Source organism: Lichenibacterium ramalinae (assembly GCF_004137085.1).
Classification (GTDB): Bacteria; Pseudomonadota; Alphaproteobacteria; order Rhizobiales; family Beijerinckiaceae; genus Lichenihabitans; species Lichenihabitans ramalinae.
On record NZ_QYBC01000003.1, the window covers coordinates 220,142 to 236,164 of the forward strand.

General features: G+C 70.4%; 14 protein-coding genes. 2 read left to right on the plus strand and 12 right to left on the minus strand.

What is annotated here, in order from left to right; translation table 11 throughout:
• Nucleotides 1-47: 47 nt before the first annotated feature.
• Entirely contained in the window at nucleotides 48-992 is a 945-nt protein-coding gene (locus D3272_RS05210) for an amidohydrolase family protein (protein WP_129218084.1), read from the plus strand.
• Here the strand turns inward: D3272_RS05210 and D3272_RS05215 are convergent.
• From D3272_RS05215 to D3272_RS05230, 4 genes are read right to left on the minus strand one after another with little or no spacing between them, the layout of a single operon-like run.
• Nucleotides 966-1,928 (minus strand): ABC transporter permease, encoded by a 963-nt coding sequence (locus D3272_RS05215; RefSeq protein WP_129218162.1) that lies wholly within the window; start codon nucleotides 1,926-1,928, stop codon nucleotides 966-968. The genes D3272_RS05210 and D3272_RS05215 overlap by 27 nt on opposite strands.
• A 23-nt stretch (nucleotides 1,929-1,951) precedes the next feature.
• A complete protein-coding gene (locus D3272_RS05220; protein ID WP_129218085.1) occupies nucleotides 1,952-2,941 on the minus strand; it encodes an ABC transporter permease in 990 nt (329 codons plus the stop codon).
• Entirely contained in the window at nucleotides 2,938-4,437 is a 1,500-nt protein-coding gene (locus D3272_RS05225) for a sugar ABC transporter ATP-binding protein (protein WP_245496392.1), read from the minus strand. Before D3272_RS05225 ends, D3272_RS05220 begins: the two co-directional genes overlap by 4 nt.
• An 11-nt stretch (nucleotides 4,438-4,448) precedes the next feature.
• Nucleotides 4,449-5,441: an ABC transporter substrate-binding protein gene (locus tag D3272_RS05230; RefSeq protein WP_245496407.1), complete on the minus strand. Its 993-nt coding sequence runs from the start codon at nucleotides 5,439-5,441 to the stop codon at nucleotides 4,449-4,451.
• A gap of 267 nt (nucleotides 5,442-5,708) precedes the next feature.
• On the opposite strand from D3272_RS05230, the gene D3272_RS05235 reads away from it, so the two are divergent.
• Nucleotides 5,709-6,503 carry an IclR family transcriptional regulator gene (locus tag D3272_RS05235; protein WP_245496393.1) on the plus strand — a complete coding sequence of 265 codons (795 nt, stop codon included), beginning with the start codon at nucleotides 5,709-5,711 and terminating at the stop codon, nucleotides 6,501-6,503.
• A 24-nt stretch (nucleotides 6,504-6,527) separates the two neighbouring features.
• Here the strand turns inward: D3272_RS05235 and D3272_RS05240 are convergent, their stop codons facing one another.
• Genes D3272_RS05240 through D3272_RS05275 form a run of 8 tightly spaced genes read right to left on the minus strand, consistent with a single transcriptional unit; the run spans nucleotide 6,528 to nucleotide 16,003 of the window.
• Entirely contained in the window at nucleotides 6,528-7,718 is a 1,191-nt protein-coding gene (locus tag D3272_RS05240) for a hypothetical protein (RefSeq protein WP_129218088.1), read from the minus strand.
• A 20-nt stretch (nucleotides 7,719-7,738) separates the two neighbouring features.
• A complete protein-coding gene (locus D3272_RS05245; RefSeq protein WP_129218089.1) occupies nucleotides 7,739-8,494 on the minus strand; it encodes an SDR family oxidoreductase in 756 nt (251 codons plus the stop codon).
• A gap of 8 nt (nucleotides 8,495-8,502) precedes the next feature.
• Nucleotides 8,503-9,612 carry a DSD1 family PLP-dependent enzyme gene (locus D3272_RS05250; RefSeq protein ID WP_129218090.1) on the minus strand — a complete coding sequence of 370 codons (1,110 nt, stop codon included), beginning with the start codon at nucleotides 9,610-9,612 and terminating at the stop codon, nucleotides 8,503-8,505.
• A gap of 5 nt (nucleotides 9,613-9,617) precedes the next feature.
• Complete coding sequence (locus D3272_RS05255) at nucleotides 9,618-11,240, minus strand: GMC family oxidoreductase (RefSeq protein WP_129218091.1); 1,623 nt, start codon at nucleotides 11,238-11,240, stop codon at nucleotides 9,618-9,620.
• The gene (locus D3272_RS05260; RefSeq protein WP_129218092.1) at nucleotides 11,237-11,791 is read right to left on the minus strand and encodes a hypothetical protein; all 555 of its coding nucleotides are present in this window, start codon (nucleotides 11,789-11,791) and stop codon (nucleotides 11,237-11,239) included. The genes D3272_RS05255 and D3272_RS05260 overlap by 4 nt, the downstream gene beginning before the upstream one ends.
• A 45-nt stretch (nucleotides 11,792-11,836) precedes the next feature.
• Entirely contained in the window at nucleotides 11,837-12,973 is a 1,137-nt protein-coding gene (locus tag D3272_RS05265; RefSeq protein WP_129218093.1) for an amidohydrolase/deacetylase family metallohydrolase, read from the minus strand.
• 45 nt (nucleotides 12,974-13,018) lie between these two features.
• The gene (locus tag D3272_RS05270) at nucleotides 13,019-14,041 is read right to left on the minus strand and encodes an ABC transporter ATP-binding protein (RefSeq protein ID WP_129218094.1); all 1,023 of its coding nucleotides are present in this window, start codon (nucleotides 14,039-14,041) and stop codon (nucleotides 13,019-13,021) included.
• Nucleotides 14,042-14,065: 24 nt separating this feature from the next.
• On the minus strand, nucleotides 14,066-16,003 hold the full coding sequence (locus D3272_RS05275) for an ABC transporter permease (RefSeq protein WP_129218095.1): 1,938 nt from the start codon (nucleotides 16,001-16,003) through the stop codon (nucleotides 14,066-14,068).
• Nucleotides 16,004-16,023 lie beyond the last annotated feature (20 nt).

The following is a 16,023-nucleotide window of genomic DNA, read 5'->3' on the forward strand; positions in this document are numbered from 1 at the left end:
GGCGGATCGTGGCAGGGTTCCGGCATCGGAATGTCGTCGGTGAGCCCATGTCCCACCCCTATGCCGGCCCCATCGTCGACGCCCACCACCACCTTTGGGACCTTCGGCTCGGCTGTCATCCCTGGCTCGCCCCGCAAGCCGGCGCGCGCGGCGGGCTCGGCGATCTCGCGCCGCTGCAGCGAGACTACCTGCCCGTGGACTACGCCCGAGATGCGGACCGGCACGGGATCGTGGCCACGGTCCATGTCGAGGCCGGGTGGCTCGCCTCCGATCCTTTCGGCGAGATCCTCTGGCTCGACGGCCTCGATAAGTCCGGCGGCATCGCGGCACGCTACGTCGCCCGCGTGGCGCTCGCCGACGAGACGGCGCCGGAGCTCATCGCCCGGCTCGCCGCCCACCCGCGCGTCGTCGGGATCCGCGACATCCTGAGCTGGGACGAGGACCCGGGGCGACGCTTCGCGGCGCGAGGAGACCTGATGGGGGACCCCAGATGGCGGGCGAACCTCGGGCGCCTCGCCGCCCACGGCTTGGCCTTCGACCTCATGGTCTTCGCCCCACAGCTGCCCGAGGCGGCCCGGCTCGCAGCCGACTTTCCGGATCAGATCTTCGTTCTGAACCATTGCGGCAGCCCGATCGACCGCACCCGGGCTGGTCTGGGGGCTTGGCGCGACGGGCTGGCGGCCCTCGGCCGACTGCCCAACCTGCGGATCAAGCTGTCGGACCTCGTGGCCTACGATCACGAGTGGACCATCGACAGCTTGGCGGAGGTGACCCTCACCTGTCTCGACTGCTTCGGGCCGGCCCGCGCCATGCTGGGCAGCGACTTTCCCGTGGCGGGGCTCCACGCCACCTTCGACGAGGTCTGGGACGCCTTCCGCACGATCACCGCCGACCTGTCGGCTGAGGAGCAGCACGCGCTCTTCTGTGGAACGGCGGCGCGGACCTACGGGCTGCATGGTATCGGCTCACCGGCGCGGCACCTCGCGCCCTGACACGAGCAGCAACACAAGGATGAGGCTGCCGAACAGGATGCTGCGCCAACCCGGCGAGGCGTTGACCACCGTGATGAGGCCCGAGATGGTGACGAGCAGAACGGCGCCCGGAACGGTCCCGGCATAGCCGCCAAGGCCACCCAGGATGGACGTGCCCCCGAGCACGACCGCGGCGATCGAGGTGAGCACGTAGGGGTCGCCGATACCGACGTAGCCCTGGCCGTTCATGCCGAGCGCCAGGATTCCGGCGAGGCCGGCCGCCAGCCCGCTGGCCGCGTAGAGCGCCACGCTCGTAGCCGGCACGTTCACCCCCGACAGGGCCGTGGCGAGGGGATTGGCGCCGAGCGCATACACGCGGGCTCCGAACCGGCTCCAGCGCAGAACCGCGACGGTCGCCAGCGCCACGACGGCCCAGAGCACCACGCCGGCCGGCACCCCCAATGGACGCGCATTGCCGAGCAGGTACACGGCCGGATTGTGCACCGTCACGGCGCTACCACCGGCGAGCAGGATGAGGGCTCCCTGCAGGAAGGTCGCGGTGGCGAGCGTCATGATCATCGGGTGAACCCGAAGGTAGACCACGCCGGCGCCGTTCACGGCGCCGATCAGCGACGCGAGGCCCAGAATGCCAAGGATGGCCACGATGCCGCTCGGATCCGCGCCGCTGGACAGCAGAGGCAGCCCGACCGCCGTCACGGTGAGGATGGCGCCGACCGACAGGTCGATGCCGCCACCGATCATCACCAGCGTCTGCCCCGCCCCGACGATGCCGATGACGGCGGCGAGCTCCACGAGGTAGCGCAGGTGGCCCCAGCTGCCGAAACCGCGGCTCGTGGCGCTGGCCACGAGCCAGACCGCGGCGACGATCAGCAGCGTCAGAAAAGGGCGGTTGCGCGACAGAACAGCGAGTCCCGCGGCGGGCCGGCCCGGAAGCATCGCCCGGTGTCGATCCCGAACCGTCATGTCGACCTCCGCTTGCGGGGGCGTCGCAGGCGTTCCGCGACCTGCGGCAGCGCCACGGCACCCACGATGATGAGTCCCTGGGCGATGTATTGCGCCACGGGAGGCAGACCGAGGAAGAACATCACGTTGATCATCGCGGTGAGCAGCAGGCTGCCCATCACGGCGCCGCGCATCGTCCCCTGGCCGCCGAGGAACCCCACCCCGCCGAGCACCGCGGCAGCGATCGAGTTCAGCGTGAAGGCTTGGCCGATGACCGGATCGCCCGACCCCGTCTGGGCCGCCACGAACAGGCCAGCCAAAGCCGCCAGGGTGCCGCTGATCGCATAGGCGCAGATCAGCGCGGCTTCGACCGGCACGCCGGACCGATGGGCCCCGACCGGGTTCTCGCCGGCCGCGTAGAGGCTGAGGCCCAGCGGCGTCGCGGCGTAGAGCTTCCACAGCAGCATGACCACGACGAGCAATGCGAAAGCCGTCGGGGTGCTGCCCGCCAACAGGTCCGACAGCCAGGGCGGCACGCTCCCGCCGGGCCGCGGCAGGACAAGCAGGGCGGCGCCCCCGACGATGAACGAGCCCGCCAGGGTCACGATGATGGCGGGGAGGCGCAGGCGCACCGCGATGAAGCCTGTCGCGGCGCCGACGAGGAGTCCGGTCGCTACCACAGCGGCGATGCCACCCGCGACCCCGAGCGACCCCGCCATGACGCTGGCCGCCACCACGGCGCCGAGGCTCACGGTCGCGCCCATCGACAGGCTGATCCCGCCGGCCAGCATCAGCATGGCCTGCGCCATGCCGGTCAGCGCCAGCGGAAACCAAGTCTGGCTGAACTTGGCGAAGCCCGCCAGTGTGAGCAGCCCGGGAAAGAGCGCCGCGTAGAGCGCCAGGAAGCCCGCCACCACGACCGCGAGGCCGCGGATCCCTCGGTTCCGCCGGGCCTGGACCGACCAGTAGAGGCTCCGCCGGGGGCCTGCAGCCGAAGCCGAGGTCATGCGGCCCTCCCGACGCCGTCGGCCGCCATGGCCAGCGCCACGATGCGCTCCTCCGAGATGTCGCGACGTTCCAGGATCGCGACGATGCGGCCGTCGCGCATCACGGCGACGCGGTCGCATAGGTGGACCAATTCCGGCGTGTCGGAACTGGCGAGCAGGATGGCCCGCCCCTCGGCGGCGAAGCCGCGCAGCATGGCGTAGATCTCCCGCTTGGTCTCGATGTCGACGCCCCGGGTCGGGTCGTTCAGCAGCAGGATGCCGGGGTCGAGCGGCATCCAGCGGGCGAGCGCCACCTTCTGCTGATTGCCGCCCGACAGCGCCTGCACGGGTCGGTCGAGGTCGCCCTTGACGGACAGGCGGCCGGCCAGTGTGGCGGCGAGGCGGGCTTCCGCACCGCGCGCCCGTCGCCGCCAGCCGGCGCCCCGGGCGAGGCCGGGAAGCAGCAGGTTGTCGGCGATCGAATGGGTGAGGTGGACGCCCTCACGCTTGCGGTCGGCCGGAATGTAGGCGACGCCGCGCGCGTTCGCCCGCGTGACGCCGCCTGGCAGGCCCGGCCGGCCCGCGAAGACCGCGCTCGCGGCCGATGCCGGGATGGCGCCGTAGAGCCCGAGCAGCAGGTCTTCCTGCCCCTGGCCCACGAGCCCGCCGACGCCCAGGACCTCGCCAGGGTGGATGTCGAGGTCGACCTCCATGGTCCGCCCCGCCGAGAAACCTCGCACCGAGACCGCCGGCTGCGCAGCCGGGCACGCGTCCCAGCGCGGGAACAGGTCTCCGGGATCGCGACCGACCATCAGCCGCACGAGCCCGGCCGCGTCGACGCCCGCGAGGGGCCGATCCGCCGTGCAGGCCCCGTCCTTGAGGACCGTGACGTGGTCGCAGATCTCCGTGACTTCGGCCAGCCGGTGCGAGATATAGAGGACGGCGGTGCCGGCGCGCTTGAGCGCAGTCACGAGACCGATCAGGGTTCGGGTCTCGTGCGCCGACAGCGAAGAGGTCGGCTCATCGAGGATCAGCACACGCGGCTTGCGGAACAGCGCCTTGGCGATCTCGACGAGTTGCCGCCGCCCGAGCGACAGCTCGCCGACCGGCCGCGCGACATCTTCGTCGAGGCCGACGCTGCGGCACAGCTCGTCGGCGGACCGTGCCAGGGCCCGGTAGTCGACGAGGCCGAAGCGCAGGGGATAGGCGCCGAGGCCGATGTTTTCGGCGATCGACAGGTGCGTGGTCAGGCTGAGTTCCTGCTGCACCACCGCGATGCCGTGGCGGCGGGCCGCCGCGGGTGTCAGCGACACGGCACGCCCGTCGAGCTGCAGGCTGCCGGCATCGGGCGACAGCGCTCCCGACAGGATGTTGATCAGGGTGGACTTGCCGGCGCCGTTCTCGCCCAGGAGCGCGTGGACCCTGCCCGGCTCCAGCGCGATGGAGACACCCTTCAGCACGGGATTGCCGAAGAAACCCTTCCACACCTCGCGGGCTTCGAGAATGGGCGGTGCCACGGCGCCGCCGCCTACTTCTGGGCCAACAGCTTGGCGAACATCGCCTGGTCGTAGCGCGAGTAGATGTAGCCGTCCGACGGGAAGTCCTTGGCGCGGTCGATGTAGCTCGCCAGGCTGGCGTCGTCGATGACCGGCAACGGCACCTTGACGAAGGCGGGGACGTCCTTGCCCTGCAGCGCCTGGACGGCCGTATAGGCGGCGAGCGCGCCGAGCCAGTTCGGCTGCATGGTGGCCCAGCCCTTCAGCCCCTTGTCCTTCCAAAGCTCCAGGAACTGCCGGTAGTTCTCCCCCGTCATGGGGACGAGCGCTCGTCCCTGCTTGTCCATCGCCAGCACGGCACCAGCCGAGAGAGACCCGCCGAGCGCCAGCACGCCATCGATGTCGGAATTGGCGAAGAGCAGGTTGGTCATCGCTTCCTGGGCTGGCGCGACGTTATACTCGGTGTTGGTTTCCGCCAGCACGGTCACGTCCGGGTGGGCCTTGAGCACGCTCTCGGCCCCTTTTCGCCTGTCGTCGCTGACCGAGATGCCAGCTGGGCCATTCATCACGATGATCTTGCCCTTGCCCCCGATCTGCTTGACCATCCAGTCCGCGGCTGCCTGGCCCCATTCGAGCTGGTCCGTGTCGATCTTGGCGGTGAGTTCGTCCGTGTCGACGAGACTGTCGAAGTTCAGCACCGCGATGCCCTTGCCGCAGGCGTCCGCGATGACGCGGTTGAGGGCCGTGGCCGATCCGGCGTCGATCAGGATGGCGTCGACTTTGGCGTCGATCATCGACTGGATCTGTTGGATCTGCGTGTTGGCGTTGCCCTGCGCGTCCGTGATCATGAGTTTCGACACGAGTCCCTGAGATTTGAGCTGGTCCACTTCCTGGGTGATCGTGTCCGTCGTCTGCTTCATCCAGGTCGGCACCGAATAGATGTTGGCCCAACCGAGAGAAAATGGCGGTTTGTGCTCACCTTTGACGCATTTGCTGGCTGCTTGTGCGCAGTCGATGCTGGACATGAGAGCAGATACTGCGACGACGGCTGAAACGACAGAAATCTTCGACATGAACGTCCCTCGGTCTGCACGGAAGCTGAGCGAATATGGCGACCGGCGCCGCAGCTCGGGCGCCAGTTGGGTCAGATCTTGACGCCGTCCGAAATATCGGACACTCATTCTGTATATTAGACAGCTGGATGCTAGACGCGTCCTTGAGGGCTCGCAAGAGCTTTCGCGACGAAAACAGAGGTTGCGAGAATGCCGCGACGGACGGGACAGGATCGTGAGGTGGACGTCTCCCGTCCCAGCACATCGTCGTCCTCGATCGATCGCCAGCGCGGCATCGATCGGGCGATCGGGCTGCTCGAACTGCTGCTGGTGCGCCGGCAACCGATGAGCGCCGGCGAGATCGCGCGACACCTCGGCGCGCCGCGGTCCACCGTCTACGAGATCGTGAAGCGGTTGACCGACGCCCGGATGTTGGAGCCGGTCGGTTCCGGCGGGCAGGTGTTCTTCGGCCGGACCATGCACCTCTTCGGCGCCGCCTACCTCGAGGGCGATGCCGGCCTGCGACGCGCCGGCGAGGCGCTCGACGCGCTGTCGGCGGAGACGGGTGCCACGGTGCAGTGCTGTGCCCTGCGCGGCAACAAGTACGTGGTGCTCGACAGCCGCGACGGGACGGGCATATTCCACATCACCAGCGACGTGGGCGTTGAGGTTCCTCTGCCCTGGACGGCCTCGGGGCGCGTGCTTCTGGGGCACCTGTCGGATGGGGAAATCCGCTCCTTCATCCCTCCCGAGGATTTCCGCCTCCCGGACGGGAGCGCCCTGCCGGTCCAGCGCTTCCTCGACGACGTCGCCCAGGCCCGCCGCGACGGCTTCTCCGAGACTACCGGACTCGCCAGCAGCTTCACGTGGTGCCAGGCCGTGCCGATCCTCGGACGGGAAGGGCGGGCGGACCTGACGCTGTGCATCGTCCTTCCCGTCGACAGCGACGCGATGCAGCGCAAGCGCTGTCTGTCGCTCCTGGTCGCGCATGCGCGTCGCCTGGGCCACGCGGGCGGGGACCGGCGGATCGCCTGACCCGCGCGGCATGGCCGGACGCCGTCACGACGCGAGGCCGCGGTCGAGCCCCTGCCGGATCCAGTCGAGCCTCGCCCGCGGGACGAGACCGTAATTGTAGTAGTTGATCCCGTCGCAGCCTGCCGCGATCGCGGCGGCGGTGCGGGCGGCGACGTCGGCGGCGCCCCGCATCTCGGGCACCACGAGCCTGAATCCGGTGCCGAGGAACTTGTCGGGCCCCACCGTGGCCCGCCCCGCGTGCAGCATCGCCGATACCCGTTCGGGGCTCATGTCGTAGGCACACAGGATCGCGCCATCGCAGACGGAGGTCACCGCCCCGAGGTCGCTGCCCCCGAGCCAGCCATCCTCGAGGTCGATCGTCAGGATGTCGGTGGTGGGCGCGGCGCGCTCGCGGATCTCGGCGACGAGGCTCGTGACGGGCTCGAACCGCCACAAGAGGTACTCGTGGACCTCCGGCGCCGCCGCGAAGGCGGCCGGGCCCTGGCTCGCGAGCTCCGGCCATCTCGCCGCCGGCACGGGCCGCTCGAGCGCTTCCTCGACCCAGCGCCGCACGGTCGCCTTGGCGCGCGCGCCGTCGACCTTCGCCCGCGCGGCGCGTGCCAGGCAGGCGGGACAGAAGCAGAGCGACAGCAGCAGGTCGTCCTCGGGCAGCAGGCCGACCCCGTCCTTCTCGTGGTGGTGGCCATGGGCGTAACCCATGAAGCCGGCGCTCTCGAGCTCGATCGCGTCGAGCCGGTAGGTCGACGACAGGTCTTCGACGAGCGTCGCCGCGTAGGACCGCGCCGCCGGGTGCGACGGGCATAGGTTGAAGGTGCTGGGCTCGTCGAAGCAGTTGCGGGTCACGACATCGGGGTGCAGGGCGCCGAGCCGCGAATTGTGCAGGCACACGGTCCACCCCGACACGCGCAGGCCTCCCGCCTCGTCGCGCCGACGCACGAGATCGGCCAGGGCGTCCCCGCCCCCCGACACCACCGACGACACCTGCGGCTGAAGCGGCTGGTCCGCCCAACGCCGGGGCGTCGGCCGGAAGTAGATCGTCCCGTCCTCGGGGAAGTAGGTCTTCCGAACCGGGCTCCGCGCCTGCAGGAAACGGCCGGCGTGATAGGAGGTGGCGAGGCTCACGGTATCGGCACCGGCCTCCCGCAGGTCCGCCGTCACGCGGTCCGCGGTGAGGTCCTGCACGTCCCAGGGGTAAGTCCACATCGCTACGCGCATGCCCGTCCTCCCGTGCCCGCTCATCGGATCTCGTCGATGAAGGGCAGGTTGCCCGCCATCAGTCCCGCATCGACCGGCAGCGCCACGCCCGTGATGGCCGAGGCCGCCGGGCCCGCCAGGAACACGGCTGCCTCGGCGACCTCGGCAGGTTCGACGATGCGGCCGAGCGGGTAGAGGCGGCCGATGCGATCGAGGATCCCCGGGCTGCGCGCGATGCGCCGGGCCCAGGCGGGCGTCCGCACCGTGCCGGGGCAGATCGCGTTCGAGCGGATGCCCGAGCGGCCTCCCTCGGTGGCGAGCGCCCTTGCATAGGCGATCAGTCCCGCCTTGGCGGCCGAATAGGCCGGGTTGCCGAAATGCGCGAGGCCGTTCACCGACGCGATGAACACGAAGCTGCCGCTGCCGCGGGCCCGCATCGGCGACAACAGCGGCGCCGTGACGTTGCGCGAACCCGTGAGGTTCACGTCGAGCTCGCGGGCCCAGACCGCATCGGTCACGCTGTCGAACGTGTCGGCTTCGGAATAGCCGGCATTGCTCACCACGACGTCGGGCAGCCCGACGGCGCCCTCGATCCCGGCCAGGGCCTCGCGGCAGGCGCCGGGATCGGTGAGGTCGAAGGCGGCCCGATGGTCGGCGGTGAGCGATGCCATGTGGTCGAGCGTGCGATCGCAGGCCACCACCAGGGCCCCCGCGGCCCGGAAGGCCGCCACCAGGGCCTCGCCGATGCCACCGCCGGCCCCGGTGATCAGGACGACCTGTCCGTTCAGTTGCGTCATGGATGTCCTCACGCCATCGCGCCGCGGGCCGCCACGGGCCAGAGGCATTCGACGCGACCGTGTCTCACGCCGACGTACCAGTCGTGGCGGTCGACGGTGGGGTCGCAGTGTCCCGGCACGAGCAGCACCTGCTGGCCGACCGCCAGGGGTTGGGCCTCCGCCGTCAGCTCCAATGTCCCGTGCTCGTCGGAGCAGCCGAGGCAGGTCACGCCGGGACGTTGCCACACGAGCGGCGGCCCGCTGTCCACCGCGATGCCCTTGTGGCCGCAATCCACGATGGCGAGGCCCGGACGGGGCACGCTCATCACGCCGGCGAGGACGAAGAGGGCGTGCTCGAAATCCGGCGCCGGCCGGTTCCGCGCATAGTCGGCGTCCATGAAGGCGTAGGAGCCGACCTGGAGCTCGGTGTAGACGCCGCTGGCTGCCTCGCGCGCGAAGGTGCCGGTCCCCGCCCCGCCCACGATCGCACAGGCGAGACCGATGTCGCGCAGGTCCCCGACCACCTCGCCCGTCATGGCGGCGGCCGCCGCGATGGCGGCGTCGCGCTCCTCAGGGCTGCGCAGGTGCTGGGCGCGGCCGTGGTAGGCCTGCAGGCCGCCGAAGCGGAGATGGCGGCTGCCGGCGATCCGCCGCGCCAGCGCGACGGCTTCCGGTCCGGGCCGGACACCGCAGCGCCCTGCGCCGACGTCGATCTCGACGAGGAGCGTCAGGCGCAGCCCGGCGTCCTCGGCGGCGGCGGCGGCCCGGTCGACCCCGGTCTCGCCGTCCGCACAGAGCGCCACCGTGCAGACCCGGCTCAGCGCGGCGAGGCGGGCGAGCTTGCGCGGCCCCACCACCTCGTTGCTGACCAGGATGTCGGCGACACCGCCCCAGGCCAGCACCTCCGCCTCTCCGACCTTCTGCACGCATTGCCCGACGGCGCCGCGCGCCGCCTGCAGCCGCGCGATGACCGGAGACTTGTGGGTCTTGGCATGGGGCCTGACCGCGACGCCCGCCGCCGCCGCGATGCGGGCCATGCGGTCGAGGTTCCGCTCGAAGGCGTCGAGGTCGATGACGAGGGCGGGCGTATCGATCTCGTCGAGCGGCATGCCGGGCTCGGCGGGGCGGTCCTGGTGCATCGGCGTCAGGCCGCCATCGCCCGCCCGCCCGCGGCGAGCGCCTTGAAGTTGTCGCGGATGTAGGTCGCGGCCCGGAGGGCCAGGGCCGAGATCGTCGGCGTCGGGTTCACGACGCCGCCCGTCGCCAGGACGCTGCCGTCGACGATGAACAGGTTCGGCACGTCCCAGCTCTGGTTCCACCCGTTGACCACGGACGTGGTCGGGTCCGTCCCCATCCGGCAGGTGCCGATCATGTGCCAGGCCGGCGTGCGATAGATGCCGTCCTCGTCGCGGTAGTCGGTCAGCTTGTGCTCGAAGGCCCCGGCCGCTTTCGCGATGTCGACCAGCCTGTCGAGCATGAAGTTCATCATGCGGCGGTCGTTCTCGCCGGGCGCATAGTGGAGCTTGGCGGCCGGCAGGCCGTCGGCGTCGGTGAGGGTCGGGTCCAGCGTGACGCGGTTGTCGGGGTTGGGCAGGTCGTCGCCGATGGCGTGGATGCCGATCCCGTGCCCGAAGTGCCGTTCGAACCAGGCGTGATGGTCGTGGCCCCAGGGTGCCTTGGTGTTGGTCACCCAGCCGGCCGCGACCTCGCCGGCCGCCGAGGTGCCGGTGAGGCAGTTGAACTGGAAGCCGTTGACGAAGCCGCGGGACACGTCGGTCTCGGCGAACTCGCGCCCGATCACCGAAGCCACGTAGCCCATGTGGCTCTCGATGGGCTCGTCGACCCACATCTCCGAACTGACCAGCGTGTGGTGCAGGAGGTTGCGGCCGACCTGGTCGGAGCTGTTGGCGATGCGCGAGTTGAGGAGCAGGCGGGGCGTGCCGACGCCGTTCGCCGCCACGATGACGACGCGGGCGCCCTGGAATGCGGTGCGGCCGGTGTTGCGGTCGACGTAGAGCGCCCCTGACGCCCGGCCGTCCCGACCCGTCTCGATCTTGAGCACGCGGGCATGCGTCCGGAGGCGAGTGCCGGCGGCGAGTGCCTTGGGCCAGATGGACATCGAGAATTTGCTCATGGAGCCGCGCGGGCAGCCGTTGCAGATGCCACAGCCGTTGCAGCCCGGTCGGCCGTCGTAGTTTTCCGAGATCACGCCGGCCTCGGCCGGCCACCAGTGCCAGCCGAGCTTGTCGAAGGACTGGGCGAGGCGGCCCGCGGCCCGGGTGAACGGCAGGGGTCCCGTCGGGCATGCTTCGCGCGGCGGCATCGCCGGGTCGCCGGCGAGGCCGCTGGTGCCGATCAGGCGGTCGGCCGCTTCGTAGAAGGGCGCGATGTCCTCGTAGCTGATGGGCCAGTTGGGCTGGAGCCCGTGCTCGTCGCCCTTGCGGAAATCGGACGGGCGGTAGCGCGGCCAGATCGCCCCGTAGACGTTGGTCGAGCCGCCGACACCGTTCCACATGAGCACCTGGGAGCTGTCGCTCTCGACCGGGTAGTCGTCCGGGTGGTGGCGCTTGTTGACGTCGGAGTTCCAGTTGGTGCGGCGTTGCCAGGTCCAGTCGCCGCTGTAGTGGGGGTGGTCGCCGGCCTCGACCCAGGAGCCCTGTTCGAGGCAGACGACGTCGAGGCCCGCCCGGGCCAGCACGGTCGCCGCCAGGGATCCGGTCGCCCCGGCGCCGATGATGAGGACGTCGCAATCGGCATTCTGCGTCATCGTTTCAAACCCCAACTCTGTGTGGCGTCGCTCGTGAGGTCGAGGGCGGAGACGTCGACGCGGCGGACCGCGTCGGTCGGGACGTAGCGCCCCCGCCCGTGGCGCGGCGTGTCGCGGGCGAGATCGAAACGCGGGACCGGGTAGCCCTTGATGTGCGGGCGAAGATCGTAGGGGTGACCCTGGGCATTGATCGCCTCGGCCACGAAGGGGTTCTCGTAGTAGGACACGTAGGCGATGTCGCGCACGAGGCCGAAGAGCGCGGGCTCCTCCGCCTCGAACCGCCGCACGACCGCGATGCGGGCGGCCGCGTCGAGACTCGCCAGCGGACCTCCCGCGGCGATGACGGCCGCCGTCACGCGCGCGAGTTCGGCCCTGCCCCTCTCCTGCAACAGGCGGAGCGCCAGGAACGCCTGGACGCCGACCGACTTCCCCGACGGCCAGACACCCTCGCCCGGCAGCAGCACCTCGACGAGGTCGGCCAACCCGTCGGCGGCGGCGGCCGGCCCGGCGCCGCCCTTCGGCATCGGTTCGCTCCGCATTTCAATCTCCATGTCGTGCCTCCTCCATCTCCCGTCCGCCTTCGCGGTGCCCGCCGGTCAGGCCGGATGCCACCACCGGCCGCCGACCACGACGCCCCTGGCGAACAGACGCCGTTCGGCGGTCACGACCTCCCCGCGCACGTCCTCCAGCGGAAAGGACCCTTCGTCGAGCGACAGGACGCTGGCGTCGCCCACGCTGCCCGGCTTCAGCGTGCCGAGTTCGGGCCGGTTCAGCGTCCTGGCGGCAGCGACCGTCGAGGCGGCGATCACGTCGCCGAGCGGCATGCCGAGCGCCAGGAACTTCGACAGCGTCGTGACCTGGTCGTAGGCGGGCCCGTCGATGCAGAGCGCGTGGACGTCGGACGAGATCGTGTCGGGGGGGAAGCCCTGGTCGAGCATGGCCCGGGCCGTCGTCCACGAGAAGGATCCCATCCCGTGGCCGATGTCGAACAGCACGCCGCGCTGGCGCGCCGCGACGAGGGCGGGCTTGACCTTGCCCCGGCCATCGACCGGCGCGTTCGGGAAGGGCCGGTAGCAGTGGGTGAGGACGTCCCCGGGCCGGAGGCGATCGACGACGGCCTCGTAGGACGGCGGCGGCTCGTCGATATGCACCATCATGGGAAGGCCGGTCTGGTCGGCGACGTCGAGGGCGACGTCGAGCGGCACGATGCCGGCCGTCCCGCTGGCGGTCCGGCCGAGGCGCACCTTGATGCCGACGATGAGGTCGCGGTTGGCGTTCACGACCTCGACGCAGTCGCGTGCCGCCAGAAGCCTGATGTCGTGCCCCTCGCCGACCATCACCTTCGTCGAGAAGCCGTAGATCCCGGCGAAGGACACGTGGAGATACGGCAGGATCCGGATCCGGCTCGGCTCGATGACGTGCTTGCGGAAGCCCGCGAAGTTTCCCGGGCCGGCGCTGCCCGTGTCGACGCAGGTGGTGACGGCGCTCCTGCGGGCGAAGTCTTCGGCATCGATGCCGAGCGAGGTGCCGCCCCAGTAGACGTGGGTGTGCAGGTCGATCAGCCCGGGCGTGACGATCATTCCACCGACATCGCGCACGTCCGCGCCGGTGGTGTCGAGGCGGTCGCCGATCGCCGCCACCGCGCCGCCCGAGAAGGCGACGTCGGCGACGCGGTCGATGTCCTGGGAGGGGTCGACGACGCGGCCGTGGCGGAGCACGAGATCGAAGGACATGGCGACTTTCTCTGATGGGCCTGACAGGGGGCGGGCACGCGCCGGTCAGGAGGCGAGGCGGAGACCGCTCGAGGCGTCGAAGAGGTGGAGTGTGTGTCGGGGGGCCGTGAGGGTCAGCGCCGCCCCGGGCTGCAGGCCGCTCGGATCGACGCAGGTCGCCTTGACCATCCTGCCCCCGACATCGACGTCGAGGTAGTGGACGGGGCCGGCGGGTTCGATGAGGGCGAGTTCGCCGGTGAGGGCGAAGCCGTCCCCCGGGCCGCCGCCGGCCGGCACGAGATCGAACGGGCGGACCCCGATCAGCCGCCCGGCGCCGTGGCCGCCCGGAGCGCCGTCGCCGGGCAGGAAGTTCATCTGCGGGCTGCCGATGAACCCGGCCACGAATAGGTTCGCGGGCTGGCGATAGATCGTCATCGGTTCGGCGAACTGCTGGAGCACGCCGGCGTTCATGACGGCGACCCGGTCGGACAGCACCATGGCCTCCTCCTGGTCGTGAGTGACGAAGGCGACCGTGGTCCGGAGCTCGCGCTGCAGCCGCTTGATCTCCGTCCGGGTCCTCACCCGCAGGCTCGCGTCGAGGTTCGAGAGCGGCTCGTCCATCAGCAGCGCGGCGGGGTTGCGCACGATCGCGCGGCCCACTGCCACCCGCTGACGCTGCCCTCCGGACAGTTCGGCCGGCATGCGGTCCAGCAGGGCCTCGAGGCCCAGGAGCCCCGCCGCCCAATCCACCTGGCGGCGCACCACGTCCGGGCCAAGCTTTTGCTGGCGCAGCGGAAAGGCGAGATTGTCGCGCACCGCCATGTGGGGATAGAGGGCGTAATCCTGGAACACGAGGGCGATGTTGCGGTCGCGTGGTGCGAGCCGGCTGACGTCCTGTCCGTCGAACAGGATGCGTCCGGCCGAGATCGCCTCGATCCCCGCGATGCAGAAGAGCAGCGTGCTCTTGCCGCAACCGGACGGGCCGAGGAACGACACGAACTCACCGTCCCGGATGTCGATGTCGAGCCCCTTCAGGACCGGCATGGCACCGTAGCTCTTCGACACGGTCTCGATCGTGATCGACGTCATGGACGTATTCCCCGGGAGGCCGGCTCAGCCCTTGACGGCGCCCGACAGGGCGCCCTGGACGAGGAAGCGCTGGAAGAAGAAGGCCACGAGGACCGGCGGCAGGATCGACAGGACGCTGGCGGCGAACATCGGCCCGTATTCGTAGAACTGTGCCTGGCTCAGGAATCCCGAGATCACCACCGGTATAGTCTGGGCGTTGGGCGTCGAGGTCAGGATCAGGGCGAAGAGGAACTCGTTCCAGCTCGCCAGGAAGCAGAAGATCGCCGCCGCGATCACGCCGGGCCGGACCACCGGCAGCAGGACGCTCCACATCATCCGGACGCGCGAGCACCCATCGATCAGCGCGGCGCGGTCGAGGCTGACGGGCACGCCTTCGAAGTAGCTTCGCATCATCCAGGCGCTCAGCGGCAGCAGGAAGCTGCAATAGGCGATGATCAGCCCGGTGCGGGTATCGATCAGCCCGAAGCCGCGGTAGATGATGAAGAAGGGCAGCACCAGGGTGAGGCCGGGCGTCATCCGGGTGAGGAGCAGGCCCCATAGGCTGACGGCGAAGAACCGCGACCTGCCGTGCCGGGCGAAGGCATAGCCCGCGAAGGTGCCGAGCACGATGCAGACGAGCGACACGCAGGCCCCCACCACGATGCTGTTGATCAGGGCGAGGGGCACGCGCTGCGCCTGCACGCTGGTGGAGAAGCCACCGCTCGAGCTCGGCATCAGCACGGTCTGGAAGTTCTGCAGCGTCAAGCCGCTCGGCACCACGGTGGCGGGCGTCCGGATCAGGTCGCTGGCCGGGGTGAGGCTCATCAGGATCAGCGCCAGCACCGGCAGGGCCGACCACAGGACCAGGGCCAGGACCGCGATGGCGAACCCGCCCCTGGCGAGGCCGAGCGCGACGGGCCGCGGCAGCCGCGGGCGGACCCGCGGAGGCGGCAGCACCGCCATGGGGGCGAGCGTGCGGGCGCCCGGCACGCCGCCGTCGACGGTCGGTGGCACCGGACGGGCCCCGGGGCGCGACCGGCGCGGGCCGAGGATCGCGAAATACGCGATGGCCAGCACGAAGCTCAGCGCCGTCAGGCAATACAGGATCGCGGCCCCCTGGCCGAAGCGTAGGAACTGGAACGAGGTGAGATAGCCGAGCCAGGACAGGACAGTCGTCGCGGCCCCGGGCCCGCCCCTGGTCATGATCCAGAGGATGTCGAAGGCCATCAGCGAGTTGATGGTCGCGATGATGGAGATGAAGAGCAGGTTCGGCTTCAGCCAGGGCAGGGTGATGGCGAAGAACCGTGCCACCGGACCTGCGCCGTCGAGCATCGCGGCCTTGTGCAGGCTGCCCGGCATGGACTGCAACCCGGCGAGCAACATGAGGGCCGTCAGGGGCGCCTGGCTCCAAACGTTGGTCAGTGCGACGAGGTTCAGGGCCCTGAAGCCGTCGCCGAGCCAGGGTAGCGCCCATCCGCCGAGCCCGAGGTCGTTGAGTAGCCCGGTCAGGGCGCCGAAGTTTCCCGCATAGATGAAGGACCACAGGACCCCGACCGAGACCGGCGCCATGGCCCAGGGGACCAGCACCATGCTGCGCAGGACGCCCCGCCCGAAGAAGCGTTCGTTGAGCAGGAGCGCCATGGCGAGGCCCAGCACGGTCGTGCCCGCCACCGAAAAGGCCGCGAAATACGCCGTCCGGCCCAACGCGGCCGCGAAGTCGGCATTGCCGGCCAGCGATGCGTAGTTGTCGAACCCGACGTAGATGAAGGTCTTGGTGATCGGGTTGGTGCGGTGCAGGCTGAGGTAAAGGCTGTAGGCCAGCGGCACGCCGACGACGGCGAGCACGATCAGCAACGTCGGGGCGACGGCGGCATAGGCGAACAGCGGCACCCGGCCCACCCGCCCGTCGCGCTTCCGGAGGGCCGCCGGAGACCGCACGATCGACGCGCCGCGCGGAGTGCCGATATCGTCCGATACGCTCATGCGTCGCTTCCTCGTCACGA